The organism is Psychrobacter sp. SWN149, assembly GCF_015864565.1.
Taxonomy (GTDB): Bacteria; Pseudomonadota; Gammaproteobacteria; order Pseudomonadales; family Moraxellaceae; genus Psychrobacter.
This window is the reverse complement of sequence record NZ_JADYWX010000003.1, coordinates 198,369-214,147: the sequence shown is the minus strand read 5'-3', so window position 1 is coordinate 214,147 and position 15,779 is coordinate 198,369. Positions and strand designations below refer to the sequence as shown.

Genomic DNA, 15,779 nt, shown 5'->3' with positions numbered 1-15,779 from the left:
AACGCTCATTTTATCTTTAAACTATCGGCTGTCACACCGTTCTCTTTACCGCTCTCTCTATAGACATCATCTAAATATCGGCGGCTAGCCAGTAGTTTGTTCACAACACCACTTTGGCTTTGTGTATTGAGCTTTTGTGAAAAATCTAAAATCGAGTTCAATTGCTCCAACACGATGTCATAACTGCTGTTTTGTTTATCGATATCAATCACGACGGTTTTTGCATAGTGTTGATCGAGGCTCAAATAATCGGTAATCAATTCGGGTATACGTGTGGTAATGAGTTTGTTCAACGTGAAGAGCTGCGACTCAGTGATTTGAGCGTGATGCGTGGACTCGTACTGCTGCCCGATACTATCCATCGTCACTCGGAATGCTTTGGGTACGTGCTCGTCATACAGCCATTGAACGAATGGATGCTGAGCGGAAAAATGAATCACGCTGAGTCCTGTCATCGGTTCATTGCTTGTCTTATCTGTCGCTACCTGCTTTATTTGAGACTGTCTTGCCGCACGATCTGCCGCTGCTAGATAGGCTTGATGCTGCTGTATCGACGCGCGCTGCGTGTGTTTAGACTTCTCTTTCATCATAAAAAAGATCGGTACGATAATGATGAGGCTGAGTAAAATAAGCAAGGTATAAAAAGACATGTCGGACTCTGTCCTTAAGGCATGTATGGCAAAAATAATTTTGTATTACAATATAACATGCTTGTGTTATGTTAAAGCAAAATAGCGTTCGATAAAAATTGTCTCTCGCTACTGAATATTTGGCTATATTTAATTAAGGATGATGATGAATAATGACATGATTACCAAAAGTCAGCTGGCAGCTTACAAACCGACCACCGCTTATGTAGGCACTTCTTGGGCAGTCATGCTGGTGGGTGTGCTGGCCTATTTACTGGGACTATGGAATGCGCAAAGCATGTTGCTAAACGAGAAAGGCTACTATATAGCAGTGTTGGCGCTTGGTTTGTATTCAGCGATTAGTCTACAAAAGACGCTCCGTGATCGCAGCGAAGGTATTCCAACGACCAATATGTATTATCTGATTAGCTGGGCGGCTTTAGGGTTATCTATTGTGCTGATTGCACTCGGTCTTATGAACGCAGAAGAATTAAGCCTAAGTGAAAAAGGTTTTTATATGATGGCATTTACCATGAGCTTATTCGCTGCTGTGACTATCCAAAAAAACACCCGTGATGAAGCACAAATTCGAGCATTGACCGTACCGATGATTACGGAGAATACAGATCACGCCAAACTGGATCATCACGCAACAGGCGAGGCTGATACGGGAAAATCGCTCTTTGGCACCGTCAAATCTAGAATGGAGCGCGACGATTAAGACATTTACTCATCCATTTATTTTTGATCATTGATCATATGGTAAGTAAGCGTATGTCTAGGTGAGCGGGGTCTGCAAACGTGTGCGATTGGGTGATAGACGTGCGAGCATGGCCTCTGACAATGGTAAAAATGACCCTAGCATCATATCGGCTAATGCTTCAGCACAAATAGGCGCCAACGCATAGCCTTTTGCGCCCATCGCACTCATCACCCACAGTCGTTTACTATCTGCTAGCTGTCCTACGATTGGATGATAGTCAGGCGTCTGGGTACGAATACCTGCGCGTCCTTGCCACGAGCTTGTATCTATTGGAATCACTGATGCCATCTCAGGGATAGCCATCATCAACTTGTCACGGCTGATCTGATGCTCTTCCACTCTAACATCCGTACTGATGTCATTACGTATAAAACTGGCACCCAGCAATAAATAAGGCGTATTTGCCGTGACGGTATTAATCGTCTCATCATCTGCTTGAGCAGTGAACGGCGCACAGTAACCGCTATATTTAAGCGGTATTTTGGGTAAATTTGCGCGTTGCTCTGTAGTGGGCGTAAACCACGAGAGCTGACCACGAATTTTACGACAATCAAAAATACGGGTGTCTAGCTGATGACTCTCAAAAGCGGCACAAATCACCACGTTATCAGCAGTCATAGAGACAACATCCTGATTCTGATTACGGCCTTTTACACACACATGCTGATCTGTCTCGTCAATACTATCAACGTCTAATGGCTGAAAGTGGATCAGCGGATGTGACAGTATGATGGCTTTTAATGCTTGCGGATTGACCAGTCCTGACTGCGGTAGATAGAGATTTTCTGATAAATCCTGCTCTAGTAGTCCACTGCTGCTTTTTGCCTGTGTGTCCGATAGCGTGGTTGCCATCTCATTAGGGTACTCTGCGATTTGCTCGGTACCAATATTGGCTTTTATGAGCAAATCAAGCGCACCAGTAATCTCTAGTACGGGAGGCATATTGAGTAATGAGGTGTGCTGATTAAGCGCTCGGTACAACCTGCTGCTATACAAGTAGCCAATAGTATGTAGATGCTCATCGACGTGGTGAATCGGGGTCATTTTGGGTGCTAGCAATGCACGCGGGTTACCTGATGCACCCGCTAAAGGGGCTGATTTATCTAGCATCGTGACTGTGATACCGCGATTGGCAAGCGACCAAGCCGTTAATAAGCCTGAGACCCCTGCACCTATGACGATAGTATGGTCGACAGTGCTAGAGTGCGCTTCAGGATTTTGATTAGTTTTCTCATCATGCTTTTCATGACCGTTACTAATATCACGATTCTCTGCACCTGTCATGACAGCCGTTAGCATTTGGCGTTTCATGCCAAACCCTCTGACCTTTTTAATCTCAAAACCATACTCTGGTAGTATGCGCTTAACCGTACCGGCACTGCTATAGGTAGCAGCAGTTGTTTTTGGATGAGATAAGCGCTGCACTTGTGCAAAGATGTCTCTGGACCATAATGTCTCGTTGCAAGACGGCGCAAAGCCGTCTAAAAACCAAGCATCAACGTGGGGCGCAGGTTGGTTAACATGCTCTAATGCAAGCTTAGACAAGCTCTCAGCAGCATCGCCAAACCACATATCCACGGTCAAATTATCGTCAGAAAAATTCAGACGATGACAGCCTGCGATGAGGGGTGGATATTCGGCTAACAATGACTTGATAGGTGCTGTCAGCTCAGGCGCGCGCTGTGACCACAATGTCAATATATGAGTCAAATCCGCCAGTGGTATGGGAAATTTTTCAGTCGTAATAAAATGCAGACGAGCATCTCTCAAATGCGGATGCGTATCGCGCAGCTGTCGCCATAACTGCCAAGTCGCCAATAAATTAAGCCCCGTACCAAAACCTAATTCAGCGATGGTAAAACACTGTGTTGGGGCAAGGTCTGCCAAGCGCTCTGGTAGTTGATTGTGCGTCAAAAACACATGGCGTGACTCAGCCAAACCATCCGCATGAGAGAAGTAAACATCCCCAAAATGCCCTGATACTGGCACGCTATTGCCAGTATCATCCATTTGCCAATCAATTTTAGCTGGCGTAATGATGTTTGAGGGTTTGGCACTTTTATTTTGGGTAATAGACATGTGGTTGTTTCTTAGGTGCAGGTTTATTCAGCGAATGGTTTTTCAGCGTAAAGAAAGGCTCTTCGGTGCACAGCTCTTAAATGCATGGCTCTTAAAAGTAAGACTTTTAAGCGAATCAACAGCTACTGTCAGTATTATGGATGCTCGATTGAGCAAAAGCGACCTGAAGACAATCTACCAGCGCTCGCGGCGCACAAACACCAGCCAAGAGATAAAGATACCGACCAATAGACTGATCAATACCGTAAATGCCCCATACAAGAAAATCTGACCTTTGCTCTCATAGACTAGGACATTGGCTTGGGTTTGCAAATCATTCACTTGACGCTGCAACTGTGCATTACGGCTGAGCAGTTGTTGATTGGCATCTGACAGCGCCTTACTAGAGGGCTGCAATTGCGCCGCTAAGGTACTATTGATATCTAGTGCTGAGTTTTTTGTTGCAGCAGATACAGGTGCAGGAGCGCCAGTCGCCAGTGGCGCTGCTACTGGGGCAGCACCATCGACAGCCGTGACTAGAGGTGCTGCGTTCACTGAGACTGCCATCATTAGCATGAGGCTAGCTGCTAGGCTGTTTTTATACCGCCCGGTATTTAAAAAGTAGAAACGCTGACTCACGATGCAGCTACTTTATCAGTGTTGTCCGTTGGCGCTGGCAATGCTTGAATAAATGGCTTGATATCTACATGGCTATAGACGCCATCACGTAGGTAAGGCTCATCGTTCGCCCATGCCTGTGCGGCTGCAATAGAGTCAAACTCCGCAATGATTAAGCTGCCTGACATATCGGTCTTGCCATGTTCGATGGGCGTTGGACCTGCGATGACGAGTCGCTGCTCATTGTTCAATACTTTAAGGCGTTCAAGATGTTCGATACGGGTAATCTGACGTTGGGCGCTACTATTGGCCACGTCATGACCGATTATGACAAATAAAGACATGAGACTTCCTTAATTGATAATAAAGCGTGATGATTGATGTAAGGGTATTTCATAATGCTGATGCTTTATCGCTATAATAAAATAGCGATAGGATAACAAATATTATTTAGTGGCTTTATCTGTCAGCGCAGGGTTTAGATGTTTTTTTAGTACAGCAAACTGAGCCACCACAAAGACCAGCATAATCGGAATCCAGCCATAAGTTTTGAAGTTGATCCATGCCTCATCTGACATCGTAAATGCTGTGATATAATGTAGGACGGCCATCAAAGCAAAAAACAATGCCCATACAACGGTGAGCTTTTTCCAGCCACTGAGCGTTAGGGTAAAGACATCTTTCATGGCAAGTTGCATCAAAGGTTTATTGATAACCGCGCTGACGAGTAATGTCAAAGCAAAAATACCGTTGATAATCGGTGATTTCCAGCGCAGATAGATATCATCACGCAGCAGTAGTGTGCCACCGCAGAACAAAATGGTTAATAATAAGACAACCCATTGCTGCTTATCGAACTTGCCTTTTTGACGAATAAAATGAATGGCATAAACGATGATAGTGGCGATGAGTAGAGCACCTGCCGCTGCCAAAATACCACTGTAACGAGCAGTCAGAAAAAAGGCGATTAACGGGATAAAGTCTAATAATGCTTTCATAGCAAGTGTGATGTCCAACAAAAAACGTATGGGGTAGTTTACACGTCTACTGCCCCAAAAAAAAGCAATCAACACGATAATCCTATGATATAGCTAATCCATCTCAAAAAGCGTATAAGCTTGCTGGAATGGATATCGCGATACTTCTGCCATACTCCCAAATAGTCAGTAAAACCAATTGATATCATTCAAATATAGCCATTGAACCAAATATAACCACTTAACATAGCTGCTTAGTATGGTCGCGGCATTCAGTCATTAAAAACGACAGGAAACCGCGACCAAAATGCTATTACCTTTATACTCATTTTATCTAAACACAGCTTATCTAAATACAGCTTATCTAAACACATTAAGGCACATTTTATGAAAATAGACCTACATTGTCACAGCACTTTTTCAGATGGCACCTACGCACCCACTGAGGTGGTAGCACGCGCTCACGCAGCAGGTATCAATGTACTTGCGTTGACAGATCATGACACGATGGCTGGCATCGATGAGGCAAGGGCTGCTGCCAATATCCATGATATGCAAATCATTAACGGCGTGGAAATCAGCTGTGAGCATACATTGAGTGGCGGTTATGGCAAAAATAAGTCTGCCAATAAAATCATCCATGTGCTTGGACTGGACTTTACGGATCGTGAAAAAATGCACGCCACTCTCAAGCAATTGCAGGATAGCCGTGCTACACGTGGCCAGCGCATCACCGAAAAACTCAGTGAATTACTCAATATCAGCTATGATGAGCTATGGCAAGCTGTCCTTGTGAAAGCAGGCGGCAATCCACAAGCCGTTGGCCGTGCTCATATTGGGCAAGTATTGTTTGAGCGCGGCGACGTCAAAACCGTTCAAAAGGCCTTTGATAAATACTTAGCGGATAATAAACCTGCCTACGTGGCGATTGAGGCATTGACGATGCAGCATGGCATTGAATTGATTCATGCTTGCGGCGGTAAGGCGGTGCTCGCACATCCAACACGCTATCAATTATCAGCGACCCGCGTGCGCAAACTGATCGAAGAGTTTGCTCTGTTGGGCGGTGATGCTTGTGAGTTGCCAGCCACTAGCGAGCCTATTAGCACTCGTAAAATGGTTGATCGCAGTATCGCTGAGCACAACCTAGTGACCTCAATTGGTAGTGATTTTCATGGGAGTAATATGCCATGGCGACGTTTGGGTGATGTGCCTGTATTGACGGCTGAGCAAAAAGGCATTTGGGAGTCTTTTAAAGCGCTTGCTTAGTTTAAAACAGCGTATTTATACCATGACAGCATGCCTAGTAGAATATGGTCTTGGTATGCAAAAAGTCTTGTTGTATCAAAACAATTATTGATAAATAAATGTGGAAAACAGATTGCTAGTTCAGGTATAAATTGCCACACTGAATAGACCCTAATCGTGGCTCACGGTTCACTATTTTAACTCTATAAATTTGACTATCTGCGGTAGCACATTATGGCTGTATATAAGTTCTATCTAGGCCACAGAGAGCTTTCTAAAGCGGTTTTTGAGTGGGAGGCTGCTGATAGGACGGCCCTACTAGCAGCATTTATGGTGATGGAGGTTTTTTCACATTGGTTATGGTGCTTATTTGTTTGGTATCACCGCGATACTTATAGTGCTTACGTTGATATAAATCTGCTCTATTCATTATGGATTAGCGTGACCATGGTCGGTGTTTTTTTACTATGGGTGTCCAGTCGTTTTTCACCAGTTAGAAGCGCCCATAGCAATCTGAATATATGGCAAGCTCTACTCATCACTGTTTATAGTGTCTATATTACCTTTGTTGTCGCCATATTAGGGCATAGTAGTCTGGTAACGGGTGTATCACTCGTGGGCGGTGCGATGCTATGCATGATGCTCATTAACCGGAAGTATGTTTGGCGAGCATTTATAGGGCAAATTATTGCGATCTTAGCAGTATCGTTGCTCCCTTATTTCGGTATTACGATACCCAATCTACGCCAACTTACAGCCACCACGCTGCCTTCTACTATTCATAGTTATATGACTCATAGTGATATGATTGTCATGAAAAATGAGGCGTTGACTTGGGAGGGTCTTAATCACCTGCGCCAATCTTCCAATATTTTGTGGCGCTCTACCCATATTTATATGTCGCTACCAAAAGCTATTTTTATCATTTATATGTTTCGTATTTTGTTAGTGTCATTAGATGACAGTCGGAGAGAAACCCTACAACATGCCAATCAAGATGAATTGACCCAGCTGAAAAACCGTCGTTATGGTCTGAAAAAGATGAAGTATGCGCTATCACAGGTACAAGAAGATCAAGACCTGAGTGTGATACTGTTGGATTTGGATTGGTTCAAGGACATCAATGACACTTATGGTCATGATGTGGGTGATCAGGTGCTGATAAAGGTGTCACAGACGCTATCGCAATCATTATCAGATGAGACCGTCATCAGCCGCTATGGTGGTGAGGAGTTTTTGATCGTGCTACCACATACGAAACACGATAGCGCTATGGTGATTGCTGAGCACCTGCGCTCAAGCATTGCTGAACAGGTTATCACGGTTGAGGGTATGTTAGATTTCAATGTGACAGCGAGCTTTGGACTGTATACATTGACACAGAATGAACGAGACTGTATTGCGCAAAAGTATAAAACTATTTTGCAGAAAAGATCGCCGATACAATCCAAGTCACAGCCCTTTATCAAACCAATTGCCTCCCAGCGGGCCGAGAGCCAGATGGCTTCGGCACAAGAGCTGCCCAGTGATATCTGTCAACGTTTGATCACCACAGCAGACAAAGCCTTATATGAAGCCAAGCACCGTGGTCGCAATCAGGTCGTGAGTGCGAATGAGATGATGGCAGCCGAAACAACGGGCGCTCAGTCACTTTATAACAGTTAGCACTTATTATTTAATACTGACTACTGGATGATTCCAACCTAACCATAAATAACTAAGATTCGTCGATGTTATTTTCTAAGATGTTATTTTCTAAGTGCGCTATGCATGATTTAACTGCTGTACTACGCTTGCCAATACACTGGTGGCAAAGCTGCCCGTGGTCAAGGTGAAGCTCAAAACCAGTGTGCAATCGTCTGACCACTCCCAATGCATCTCTTCAATAGGCAGACGTAGCGCTCGCCGTTGTGCCTTGATATCACGCTGTTCTAAACCAGTCGCTAACTGCGTTAATAGTGGGCTATGTTGTACAACATTGCTTTCAATAGCTGCCGCGGTACTGCTGACTTTATCGTTGCCTGTGCCCCACATCACGGCCGTTGGATGGATATCACCGCTATCAAGACGAGCGCGCAAGGTGTCGTCTAGGGTTTCACTGGTAAATATAGACCCTGAACCATCCAGATTAAACACTTCACCTGACAAACCTGTATTCCAGCTGTCATCGCGTACACGTGCTGCCAATATCTCATTGAATATCAAGCTACGGGCGGCAGACAACTCCATCGTATTTTGCTCTCGCGGTGCACGCTTGCTTTTGCTTTTCTTAGACGATGGGCGAGGCGCTCGCGGTGGACGGGCAAACAGTGACAGTGCCTCTCTGACGTTATTGCCTTGACGGCCAAAGCGCTGTGGACCAAAGTAATTGGGCACGCCAGTTTGACCAATACTCGCTAGGTGCTGTTCGACAGACTGTTTGGTAGATAACGACGGCTCAGATGGTTTAACATCAGAATTATCATCGGCAAACTGCACATCACGCAAGGTGATGATAAATTGATTGGCTCGGTGCGTACCACGATTGAGCTTTTTGTTATGCCAATGCTGAGCGAGAATAGTGACTGACTCTGTCTCTCCTATATCTATCGGTGCAAACTCAGTTTCCGGTAACTGCTTCTTTGGTATTCGTAGGCTAAACCACTGTGTCGTTAGCGCATGACGGTCTTTCAGTCCTGAATAGCCAACATCACGTAACGGAATCTCTGCCCACTCTGACAGCAGATTTGCCAAGTAAGCCGTATTCATGCCTAGCTTTTCGATGTGCAACCACAAATGCTCCCCTTCACCCGTAAAATCCAGCGGCAATAATTCATTAACGATGAAATCAGTTGCATGAGCTTTATAAGTGGCTTGCTGTATTGGCGGCAGGCTAGGCTGCGGTAGTTTTGCAGTGTCGGTGATGGCAGTGACATCTACACTATTTATATCAAAGTGGGCAGTATCTAAATCGTGCATCTCGCCATTTGATACAGGTGACGTCAGCGGCGTGATCGTAGCATCAATAGCCGTGTTTTTTTGAGACATATTTTCGTGAGAAGTCATAAAAGGGTCTTTTATTTTGTTATTAAAGATAAAGATAAGTGCTGAGTGTTATTAAGGATAGATGAGAAGGACCGCGCAGACAAAATTGATGAAAGCGCCGAAACCACGCTGCAATTACGTTTTGCAACGCAGCAAACATACAAAACAACATTGCATGTGAAGCCGTCTTGCTACTATCAATATAGAGTCTATTTGAAAATTTAAAAAACAGCGTAAGTTGAAAGTGCTAGGTTTATGGTGGTCATTTTCAACCTGCTGCTATCAGGATATTATTATAACGGTTAAGGACGCATTATGACTAAGGCAATGATCAATACAGTGACTATTAGTAAAGCTGACATCCCAAATGGCGGCATGAAATCATATAAGCAAGAAGACGATAGTATCATTTTAATCACTCGTGATGACGACGAGTTTCACGCGTTTGATGGTAAGTGTCCGCATGCGGGCGCAGATTTGGGCAATGGGTTACGCTGTGGTCATCGAGTGGTCTGCCCCTGGCATCATGCGACTTTTGACAGTCGTGATGGCACATTGTTAGAGCCGATAGCGATAGAGGGTTTGACACAGTATGAGCTTACCGATGATGGCGACGATGTAACGGTCGACATTTCAGCTAAAATAAACGCTGCTATCGAAAAAGATAAATTGACTGACACCCATACCATCATTGTGGGCGGCGGCGCTGCTGGTTTTATGACGGCCAATCAATTGCGTCATACCGGCTATGGTGGCAAGATTACTTTGATCAGTGCGGATGATAAAGCTCCTTACAACCGTCCATTGGTATCCAAAGCCTTTTTGGCAGGTAATATGGGCGAGGATAAACTGCTGTTAGGCGGTAGCGACTGGGCGGACAACAACGATATCGAGCTGCGTCTCAATCAGACAGTGAGCGAAATATTGCCCAATGAGGCGACCGTTGTCATAGAGGATAATGGTGGCAACAGTGAGCGACAGACTGCTGACTTCTTAGTGGTAGCGACGGGTGCTGAGCCAAATATTCCGCCAATTAAAGGGGCAGACTTGGATGGCGTATATACGCTACGTAGTATGGATGATGCCAAGCTGATCAAGGCAGCCAGTCATGATCAGAGGGTAGTGATTATTGGTACAGGATTTATTGGTATGGAGGTGGCTTCAGCCTTGGCACAGGCAGGCACGACAGCTTCGATTACGGTAATTGGACAAGACCAGCGGGTGATGGGCAATATCGTCTCAGTAACCGTAAGCAATGCATTGATTAAACTGCATAAAGACAATGGCATTAACTTTGTATTTGATGCCACGGTCAATGCAATCACTGAAGTTAAGAGGGTTGTTAATCCGTCTGAGAATGAAGAACAGAACCAAACCTTTTCACAAGTGGGCGGTGTAACGCTTGATAATGGCGAGCACATCGATGCTGATATTGTAATTTTAGGGACGGGCGTCTCACCGCGTACAGCGTTATTGAATGAGGTCAATGACCCAGATGGCGTGCAAGTCGATGATCATCTACAGCTGCGCGATGGGGTCTATGCATTGGGTGATATTGCAAAGGCATCTGGGCAGATGGGACGCATGCGTATCGAACATTGGCGTGTGGCTATGCAACACGGCATGGTCACGGCAGCTGCGATATTGAATGACGACAGTGTCGACTCACTAGAAGCGCGGATTCCTTTTTTCTGGACGATGCAGTATGGCAAGAGCCTACGCTATAGTGGTCATGCAGCAACACCCGAGCACAGTGTTCTATTTGGGACTCCCGACACGCTGAATTATATCGAGTACTATTTCGATGACACAGGTGAGGACAGTCGTGCCACTGCTGCTAGCACACTTGGACGTGACAAGGAGTTGGTCGCTTTCTCTGAGCTACTTCGCCGTGGTCATGCCCCGACGCGTGCACAGCTTGATGCAGGTTTTGATATTATTAAACAAGCGCAAGCATTGTCGCGCTAGTACTATCAAGCAATAAGTATTAGTATCTTGGGCATGTCATCAATTAGCACATTAATACATTTAGTGGTCTTAAAATGGCTAAATTTTGATAAATATCGTCAGAAGTTTTGTCAATATATTTATACTAACGGCAATTTCTTCCTCATTTATTTACAATTTTTCTCATTTTAAGCCTCACAATCTAATTGATGACATGCCCTAGGCTGGCTTAGGGATCTAAGCCAGTTTTTTTATACATGAACAAAAAGGAAAATTATAATATGAGCGAAAATACTATAAATAAGAGTACTATAAATGAAAACTATTTGAGTAAAGAGTCGGTGTTTCTACGTGAAGCGACATTAGACGATATTAGCGCACTTGAGCAGCTATTGAATTGCTGCTATCGCGAGACGGCAGGTTGGACCAATGAGGCCGATTTGATAGGTGGTATTCGAACCACTTCAGCAGAGCTTGCTGCCGTGATTAATGACCCGAATCACTATTACTTTGTCTATCCGAAAACCACAACGGGCGATCGTGATGGAGAAGAAACAGGTGAGATACTAGGCTGTATCGCTGTCGATATTAAAACTGATGCTGACTCAAATAAAAAAGCCTATATCGGCATGTTTGCAGTACATCCTATACTGCAAGGGCAGGGAGTTGGTAATGTGATACTACAAGCGGCTGAGACTTTTGCAGATCGTCACTTACAGTCACAGAATCAGCCGAGCCGTCTGACCATGTCTATCTTGAGTCATCGTCCTGAGCTATTGGCTTATTATGAGCGCCGTGGCTATCAGCTGAATGGTAATAAAATGCCGTTTCCAAATGATGGCAATAATGGCGAGCCAAAGCGTGAAGACTTAGAGCTATTAGAGTTAGAAAAAATGGTTGGCTAATAATGTAGGTCTAGTAAAAAGACACTCAGAACGACACTGTCTAATTTAACCCCAAAAATGCCCAAAAGTCATAAACAGACCCACACTCAATAATAAAAATGCCACAATAATTAAGCGCTTGAACCAGTTAAATGCTAGCAAGCGCGTGGCATTATCATCAGACATCAAGTAAGCAAACAAACAGAGCAAACTCGCTGCCAAGGTCATTATCCCAAGACCAATCGGTAATATAAAAAGGTACACCTGCCACACAGTCATCTCTCAACGGTCATTATTAAATGCATGATAGCAGCATCGTGATTGCGCTGTCTGTATGACTGTTTATATCAGGGATTGCTTAAGTGACTCTGACGGTTATGACGAGCGCTTCTCATGTCATGATTGTGATACGCTCTAATAGCTGCTTCTCCTTTTCTATAGTTTTTGGCGCTAAGGATATCTATATGAATACTGCTCTTATACCTAGCAAGAGACGTAAATCAATCGCATTACTAGCTGTACTGCTAGTTTCACAATTATTGTCCTATTCAGCCTTAGCGCAAACCTATCAAATCCAAGATTTTTCGGACGATTACTATGCAACTATTGAGACCGTAAATAATGAGGATGGCACGTTAAGCACTGAAGCAAGCAATGAGACAAATAGCGTCATAAAGATTATAGAGTCAAAGACTAAAAAAGCCCTTATCAGTCAGCCATCTGATATCGATATTGACTATGAGCTGGATAACAGTGAAGAGCATCAATTAGGTGGAAAAATCAGTGCCAATATCGTCAATCTTCCCTATGGCGAGCATAGTGTATTGATTTATGATGATTTTAATTTTGATGGACAAAAAGACGTGGCACTACGCGATGGCAACTATAGCTGCTATGGAGGGCCGTCTTATCAAGTCTATTTAAAGAAAGGTAATGCCTTTGTGCATAGCGATGCGTTTACTGAGTTGGCACAAAACTACTGCGGATTTTTTGGGTTTAATAAAACCACCACAACCTTAGATACCATGAGTAAGAGTGGCGCAGGGTGGCATCAGTATTCAGAGTATAAAGTGATCGATAATAAACCGGTGGCGGTACATGTGGTTATAGAGGAATATAATTCAAAAGGATTTATTTCTATTACCGAGAGCACAAGAGTGAATGGCAAAATGGTAGAAGATAGCTATGAGATGCTACCTGAGTACGATGACGAAAACCATGATGGTACATTGCCTTTCATTTATAAGTTAGATTTAGAAAACGGTAAAAAAATGGTTTTAAATAAGACTTATAACGAGGAAGGTGAGCAGCTGTATTATGCCTTTGCCGATAGAAATGACAGAATTGAGCTGTATTATGATGGGCCATTTGTCTATGACACGGCTAAAAAAACACTTAGCTTTTTCAATAAGCCTGTGGTTTATCAGATCAATCAGCAAGGTATTACAGTGAAGCAATCTAACAAGAACGTCTTAATCAAGTCAGTGTCACAGAGCGAGCAGGGAAGTCTGGAAGATCTGGCGCAGTTTAACAATGTGAGCGTTAGATAAAAACATTTATTCTAGGACGAGACATTCCAAACGAAAAGGCCACTCGATTAAGAGTGGCCTTTTACTTTTAACTAAGATAATAAGTTTAGCGCATTGCCAACTAACGCATCGTCACAAACTCTTCTGAGCCCGTTGGGTGAATGGCGACGGTATTATCAAAGTCCGCTTTAGTCGCACCCATTTTAATCGCAACGGCAAAGCCTTGAATCATCTCATCGACACCAAAGCCAATACCGTGCAGGCCAATGACTTTTTCGTCATCACCTAAGCATACTAGCTTCATGGTGCATTTTTGGCGATGTTGAGTGACCGCACTATACATATCGGTAAACGTTGAGGTATAGCACTTGATGTTTTCTTTACCATGAAGATTGATCGCGTCGATTTCAGACAACCCAATCGTGCCGATAGCCGGATGGGTAAAAATCACCGTCGGTATCAGCGTATAGTCTAAATGCTCATTGGGCTTATTGTTAAACAGACGCTCAGATAAGCGGCGACCAGCGGCAATCGCTACAGGCGTTAGATCTACGCTGTTTTCGATAATATCGCCAACTGCATAAATACCATCGACATTGGTATTTTGGAACTGATCGACTTTGATTTTACCCGTCTCGGTTGTCTCGACCCCTGTCACTTGCAGATTGATTCCATCAGTCGATGGCGCGCGACCAATCGCCCAGATCAAGCAGTCAACAGTATCGATACAGTCTTCACCGCCATCATTGGTGGTTAAATCGAGACTGTCATCGTCATTTTTATTGACTTCATTGATCACCGTGTTAGTGTGTAATTTGATGCCAGCTTGTTCCATCTCTATCAGCAAAGTCTCTACGATAGTATGGTCAAACGTACGTAGTGGTGAGTGTTTGCGCACATACAAATGCACCTCTGCACCCAGACTGTTCAGTACGCCTGCGATTTCGACAGCGATATAGCCTGCGCCCACAATTGCCACACGTTTTGGCAGATGGTTTAAGGCAAAGAAACCATCAGAATCAATACCGTATTCTGCGCCTTTGATATCAGGCTGAATCGGGTGACCACCTGTGGCAATCAAAATATGGTCCGCGGTAATATGTTCGCCATTCACTTCGACCGTATTAGTATCGACGAATTTGGCAAAGCCTTTAATCACTTCGACGCCATTTTTGGCCAAGTTATTGTCATAGGCGCGGTGAATGTTTTCGATGTATTGTTGACGGCTCTGTACCAGCTTTTGGAAGTCAAAACTTTTTAACTCAACATCAAAACCATAATCTGGCGCGTATTTATGGATGGCTTCAGCGACTTGCGCGCCATACCACATGACCTTTTTAGGTACGCAGCCCAAATTCACACAAGTACCACCCAACTGGTTGGCTTCGATAATGGCGCATTTTTTGCCATAGTTTGCTGCACGGTTGAGTGAAGCAATGCCGCCGCTACCGCCACCAATGGCGATATAATCATAATGTTTGGTCATATTAAGTCTCTTTATTGAATTGTTATGGGTGCTATTTCCGACTCTACTGTAATGGGTCTTATCGTCCATCTTACAAGTTTTTTATGGTTAAGATGTGTTGAATCGCTTGAGTATCGACAGGGCATGGTTAAGAATGGCTGCGCATTTAGATATTTAAGATCATCTATACAATAGGACGACGTCTATAAAATAACAGCCCCGGAATGGACAAACCGAGCACCAATCCTGAGGTGACAAACAACGCTTCGAACAAGTACACCATCATTTGGCTAAATAACTCATCTGAAAAGCCAAAATAACCAATCTGCACCATACTGACCATCGCCTTATAAGCAGCGATACCAGGCATCATACAGATAACACTGGGTGAGATGAGGGCTTTGGGCGGCAGGGTATATTTTTTAGAAAAATACACACCCAAAAAGCTGGCAAGCATCGCCCCAAAAAAGCTGGCAACCACAATATGTATGTTCTGATGGACAAGAGCAGTCTTTAATCCAAAGCCAAAAGCGGTCATCAGCAAACACGGCAAGATATAGCGTTTGGGTACGCTAAACATCAGTGTCCAACCGAGGGTAATGATACAAGCCAGCACGACGGTTTCAATAAACCACAT

Annotated in this window: 15 protein-coding genes; 6 read left to right on the top strand and 9 right to left on the bottom strand. The window is 44.1% G+C overall.

Annotated features, from left to right (window positions below):
- Positions 1 to 5 precede the first annotated feature (5 nt).
- A complete protein-coding gene (locus tag I6E86_RS06390) occupies positions 6 to 650 on the bottom strand; it encodes a hypothetical protein (RefSeq protein ID WP_197176286.1) in 645 nt (214 codons plus the stop codon).
- Between the two features lie 145 nt (positions 651 to 795).
- On the opposite strand from I6E86_RS06390, the gene yiaA reads away from it, so the two are divergent.
- Positions 796 to 1,350, top strand: a complete 555-nt coding sequence (gene yiaA, locus I6E86_RS06385; protein WP_227680567.1) for an inner membrane protein YiaA — start codon at positions 796 to 798, stop codon at positions 1,348 to 1,350.
- 57 nt (positions 1,351 to 1,407) lie between these two features.
- Here yiaA and mnmC read toward each other — a convergent pair whose 3' ends face one another.
- The 4 genes from mnmC to ispZ all read right to left on the bottom strand — a co-directional run bounded on the left by mnmC (position 1,408) and on the right by ispZ (position 5,066).
- Positions 1,408 to 3,471: an FAD-dependent 5-carboxymethylaminomethyl-2-thiouridine(34) oxidoreductase MnmC gene (gene mnmC, locus I6E86_RS06380; RefSeq protein ID WP_197176285.1), complete on the bottom strand. Its 2,064-nt coding sequence runs from the start codon at positions 3,469 to 3,471 to the stop codon at positions 1,408 to 1,410.
- 174 nt (positions 3,472 to 3,645) lie between these two features.
- On the bottom strand, positions 3,646 to 4,026 hold the full coding sequence (locus tag I6E86_RS06375; protein ID WP_227680566.1) for a hypothetical protein: 381 nt from the start codon (positions 4,024 to 4,026) through the stop codon (positions 3,646 to 3,648).
- A gap of 59 nt (positions 4,027 to 4,085) precedes the next feature.
- The gene (locus tag I6E86_RS06370; RefSeq protein ID WP_197176280.1) at positions 4,086 to 4,412 is read right to left on the bottom strand and encodes a YciI family protein; all 327 of its coding nucleotides are present in this window, start codon (positions 4,410 to 4,412) and stop codon (positions 4,086 to 4,088) included.
- A 102-nt stretch (positions 4,413 to 4,514) separates the two neighbouring features.
- Entirely contained in the window at positions 4,515 to 5,066 is a 552-nt protein-coding gene (gene ispZ / locus I6E86_RS06365; RefSeq protein WP_197176279.1) for a septation protein IspZ, read from the bottom strand.
- Between the two features lie 366 nt (positions 5,067 to 5,432).
- Between ispZ and I6E86_RS06360 the strand changes: the two genes are divergently transcribed.
- Positions 5,433 to 6,314, top strand: coding sequence for a PHP domain-containing protein (locus tag I6E86_RS06360; protein WP_197176278.1), 882 nt, complete (start codon positions 5,433 to 5,435; stop codon positions 6,312 to 6,314).
- A 213-nt stretch (positions 6,315 to 6,527) separates the two neighbouring features.
- Entirely contained in the window at positions 6,528 to 7,958 is a 1,431-nt protein-coding gene (locus tag I6E86_RS06355; protein WP_227680565.1) for a sensor domain-containing diguanylate cyclase, read from the top strand.
- 99 nt (positions 7,959 to 8,057) lie between these two features.
- On the opposite strand, the gene truD is transcribed toward I6E86_RS06355, so the two are convergent.
- Positions 8,058 to 9,251 (bottom strand): tRNA pseudouridine(13) synthase TruD, encoded by a 1,194-nt coding sequence (gene truD / locus I6E86_RS06350; protein ID WP_227680586.1) that lies wholly within the window; start codon positions 9,249 to 9,251, stop codon positions 8,058 to 8,060.
- Positions 9,252 to 9,632: 381 nt separating this feature from the next.
- On the opposite strand from truD, the gene I6E86_RS06345 reads away from it, so the two are divergent.
- Positions 9,633 to 11,285, top strand: coding sequence for an FAD-dependent oxidoreductase (locus I6E86_RS06345; protein ID WP_197176277.1), 1,653 nt, complete (start codon positions 9,633 to 9,635; stop codon positions 11,283 to 11,285).
- A 260-nt stretch (positions 11,286 to 11,545) separates the two neighbouring features.
- Positions 11,546 to 12,169: a GNAT family N-acetyltransferase gene (locus I6E86_RS06340; protein ID WP_197176268.1), complete on the top strand. Its 624-nt coding sequence runs from the start codon at positions 11,546 to 11,548 to the stop codon at positions 12,167 to 12,169.
- A 45-nt stretch (positions 12,170 to 12,214) separates the two neighbouring features.
- On the opposite strand, the gene I6E86_RS06335 is transcribed toward I6E86_RS06340, so the two are convergent.
- The gene (locus I6E86_RS06335; RefSeq protein WP_227680564.1) at positions 12,215 to 12,376 is read right to left on the bottom strand and encodes a hypothetical protein; all 162 of its coding nucleotides are present in this window, start codon (positions 12,374 to 12,376) and stop codon (positions 12,215 to 12,217) included.
- A gap of 236 nt (positions 12,377 to 12,612) precedes the next feature.
- Between I6E86_RS06335 and I6E86_RS06330 the strand changes: the two genes are divergently transcribed.
- Complete coding sequence (locus I6E86_RS06330) at positions 12,613 to 13,698, top strand: XAC2610-related protein (protein WP_197176262.1); 1,086 nt, start codon at positions 12,613 to 12,615, stop codon at positions 13,696 to 13,698.
- A gap of 100 nt (positions 13,699 to 13,798) precedes the next feature.
- On the opposite strand, the gene gorA is transcribed toward I6E86_RS06330, so the two are convergent.
- Both gorA and I6E86_RS06320 read right to left on the bottom strand, forming a co-directional pair.
- Positions 13,799 to 15,163, bottom strand: a complete 1,365-nt coding sequence (gene gorA, locus I6E86_RS06325; RefSeq protein WP_197176261.1) for a glutathione-disulfide reductase — start codon at positions 15,161 to 15,163, stop codon at positions 13,799 to 13,801.
- Positions 15,164 to 15,326: 163 nt separating this feature from the next.
- Positions 15,327 to 15,779 (bottom strand): threonine/serine exporter family protein, encoded by a 453-nt coding sequence (locus I6E86_RS06320; RefSeq protein WP_197176260.1) that lies wholly within the window; start codon positions 15,777 to 15,779, stop codon positions 15,327 to 15,329.

Excerpts from the sequence above, each read along its gene's own strand:
- I6E86_RS06390 (WP_197176286.1), bottom strand. The coding sequence starts at position 650 with ATGTCTTTTTATACCTTGCTTATTTTACTCAGCCTCATCATTATCGTA.
- I6E86_RS06370 (WP_197176280.1), bottom strand. The coding sequence starts at position 4,412 with ATGTCTTTATTTGTCATAATCGGTCATGACGTGGCCAATAGTAGCGCC.
- I6E86_RS06330 (WP_197176262.1), top strand. The coding sequence starts at position 12,613 with ATGAATACTGCTCTTATACCTAGCAAGAGACGTAAATCAATCGCATTA.
- I6E86_RS06335 (WP_227680564.1), bottom strand. The coding sequence starts at position 12,376 with ATGACCTTGGCAGCGAGTTTGCTCTGTTTGTTTGCTTACTTGATGTCT.
- truD (WP_227680586.1), bottom strand. The coding sequence starts at position 9,251 with ATGCACGATTTAGATACTGCCCACTTTGATATAAATAGTGTAGATGTC.
- I6E86_RS06345 (WP_197176277.1), top strand. The coding sequence starts at position 9,633 with ATGACTAAGGCAATGATCAATACAGTGACTATTAGTAAAGCTGACATC.
- gorA (WP_197176261.1), bottom strand. The coding sequence starts at position 15,163 with ATGACCAAACATTATGATTATATCGCCATTGGTGGCGGTAGCGGCGGC.
- I6E86_RS06320 (WP_197176260.1), bottom strand. The coding sequence starts at position 15,779 with ATGTGGTTTATTGAAACCGTCGTGCTGGCTTGTATCATTACCCTCGGT.
- I6E86_RS06340 (WP_197176268.1), top strand. The coding sequence starts at position 11,546 with ATGAGCGAAAATACTATAAATAAGAGTACTATAAATGAAAACTATTTG.
- I6E86_RS06360 (WP_197176278.1), top strand. The coding sequence starts at position 5,433 with ATGAAAATAGACCTACATTGTCACAGCACTTTTTCAGATGGCACCTAC.
- mnmC (WP_197176285.1), bottom strand. The coding sequence starts at position 3,471 with ATGTCTATTACCCAAAATAAAAGTGCCAAACCCTCAAACATCATTACG.
- ispZ (WP_197176279.1), bottom strand. The coding sequence starts at position 5,066 with ATGAAAGCATTATTAGACTTTATCCCGTTAATCGCCTTTTTTCTGACT.
- I6E86_RS06375 (WP_227680566.1), bottom strand. The coding sequence starts at position 4,026 with ATGCTAATGATGGCAGTCTCAGTGAACGCAGCACCTCTAGTCACGGCT.
- yiaA (WP_227680567.1), top strand. The coding sequence starts at position 796 with ATGAATAATGACATGATTACCAAAAGTCAGCTGGCAGCTTACAAACCG.
- I6E86_RS06355 (WP_227680565.1), top strand. The coding sequence starts at position 6,528 with ATGGCTGTATATAAGTTCTATCTAGGCCACAGAGAGCTTTCTAAAGCG.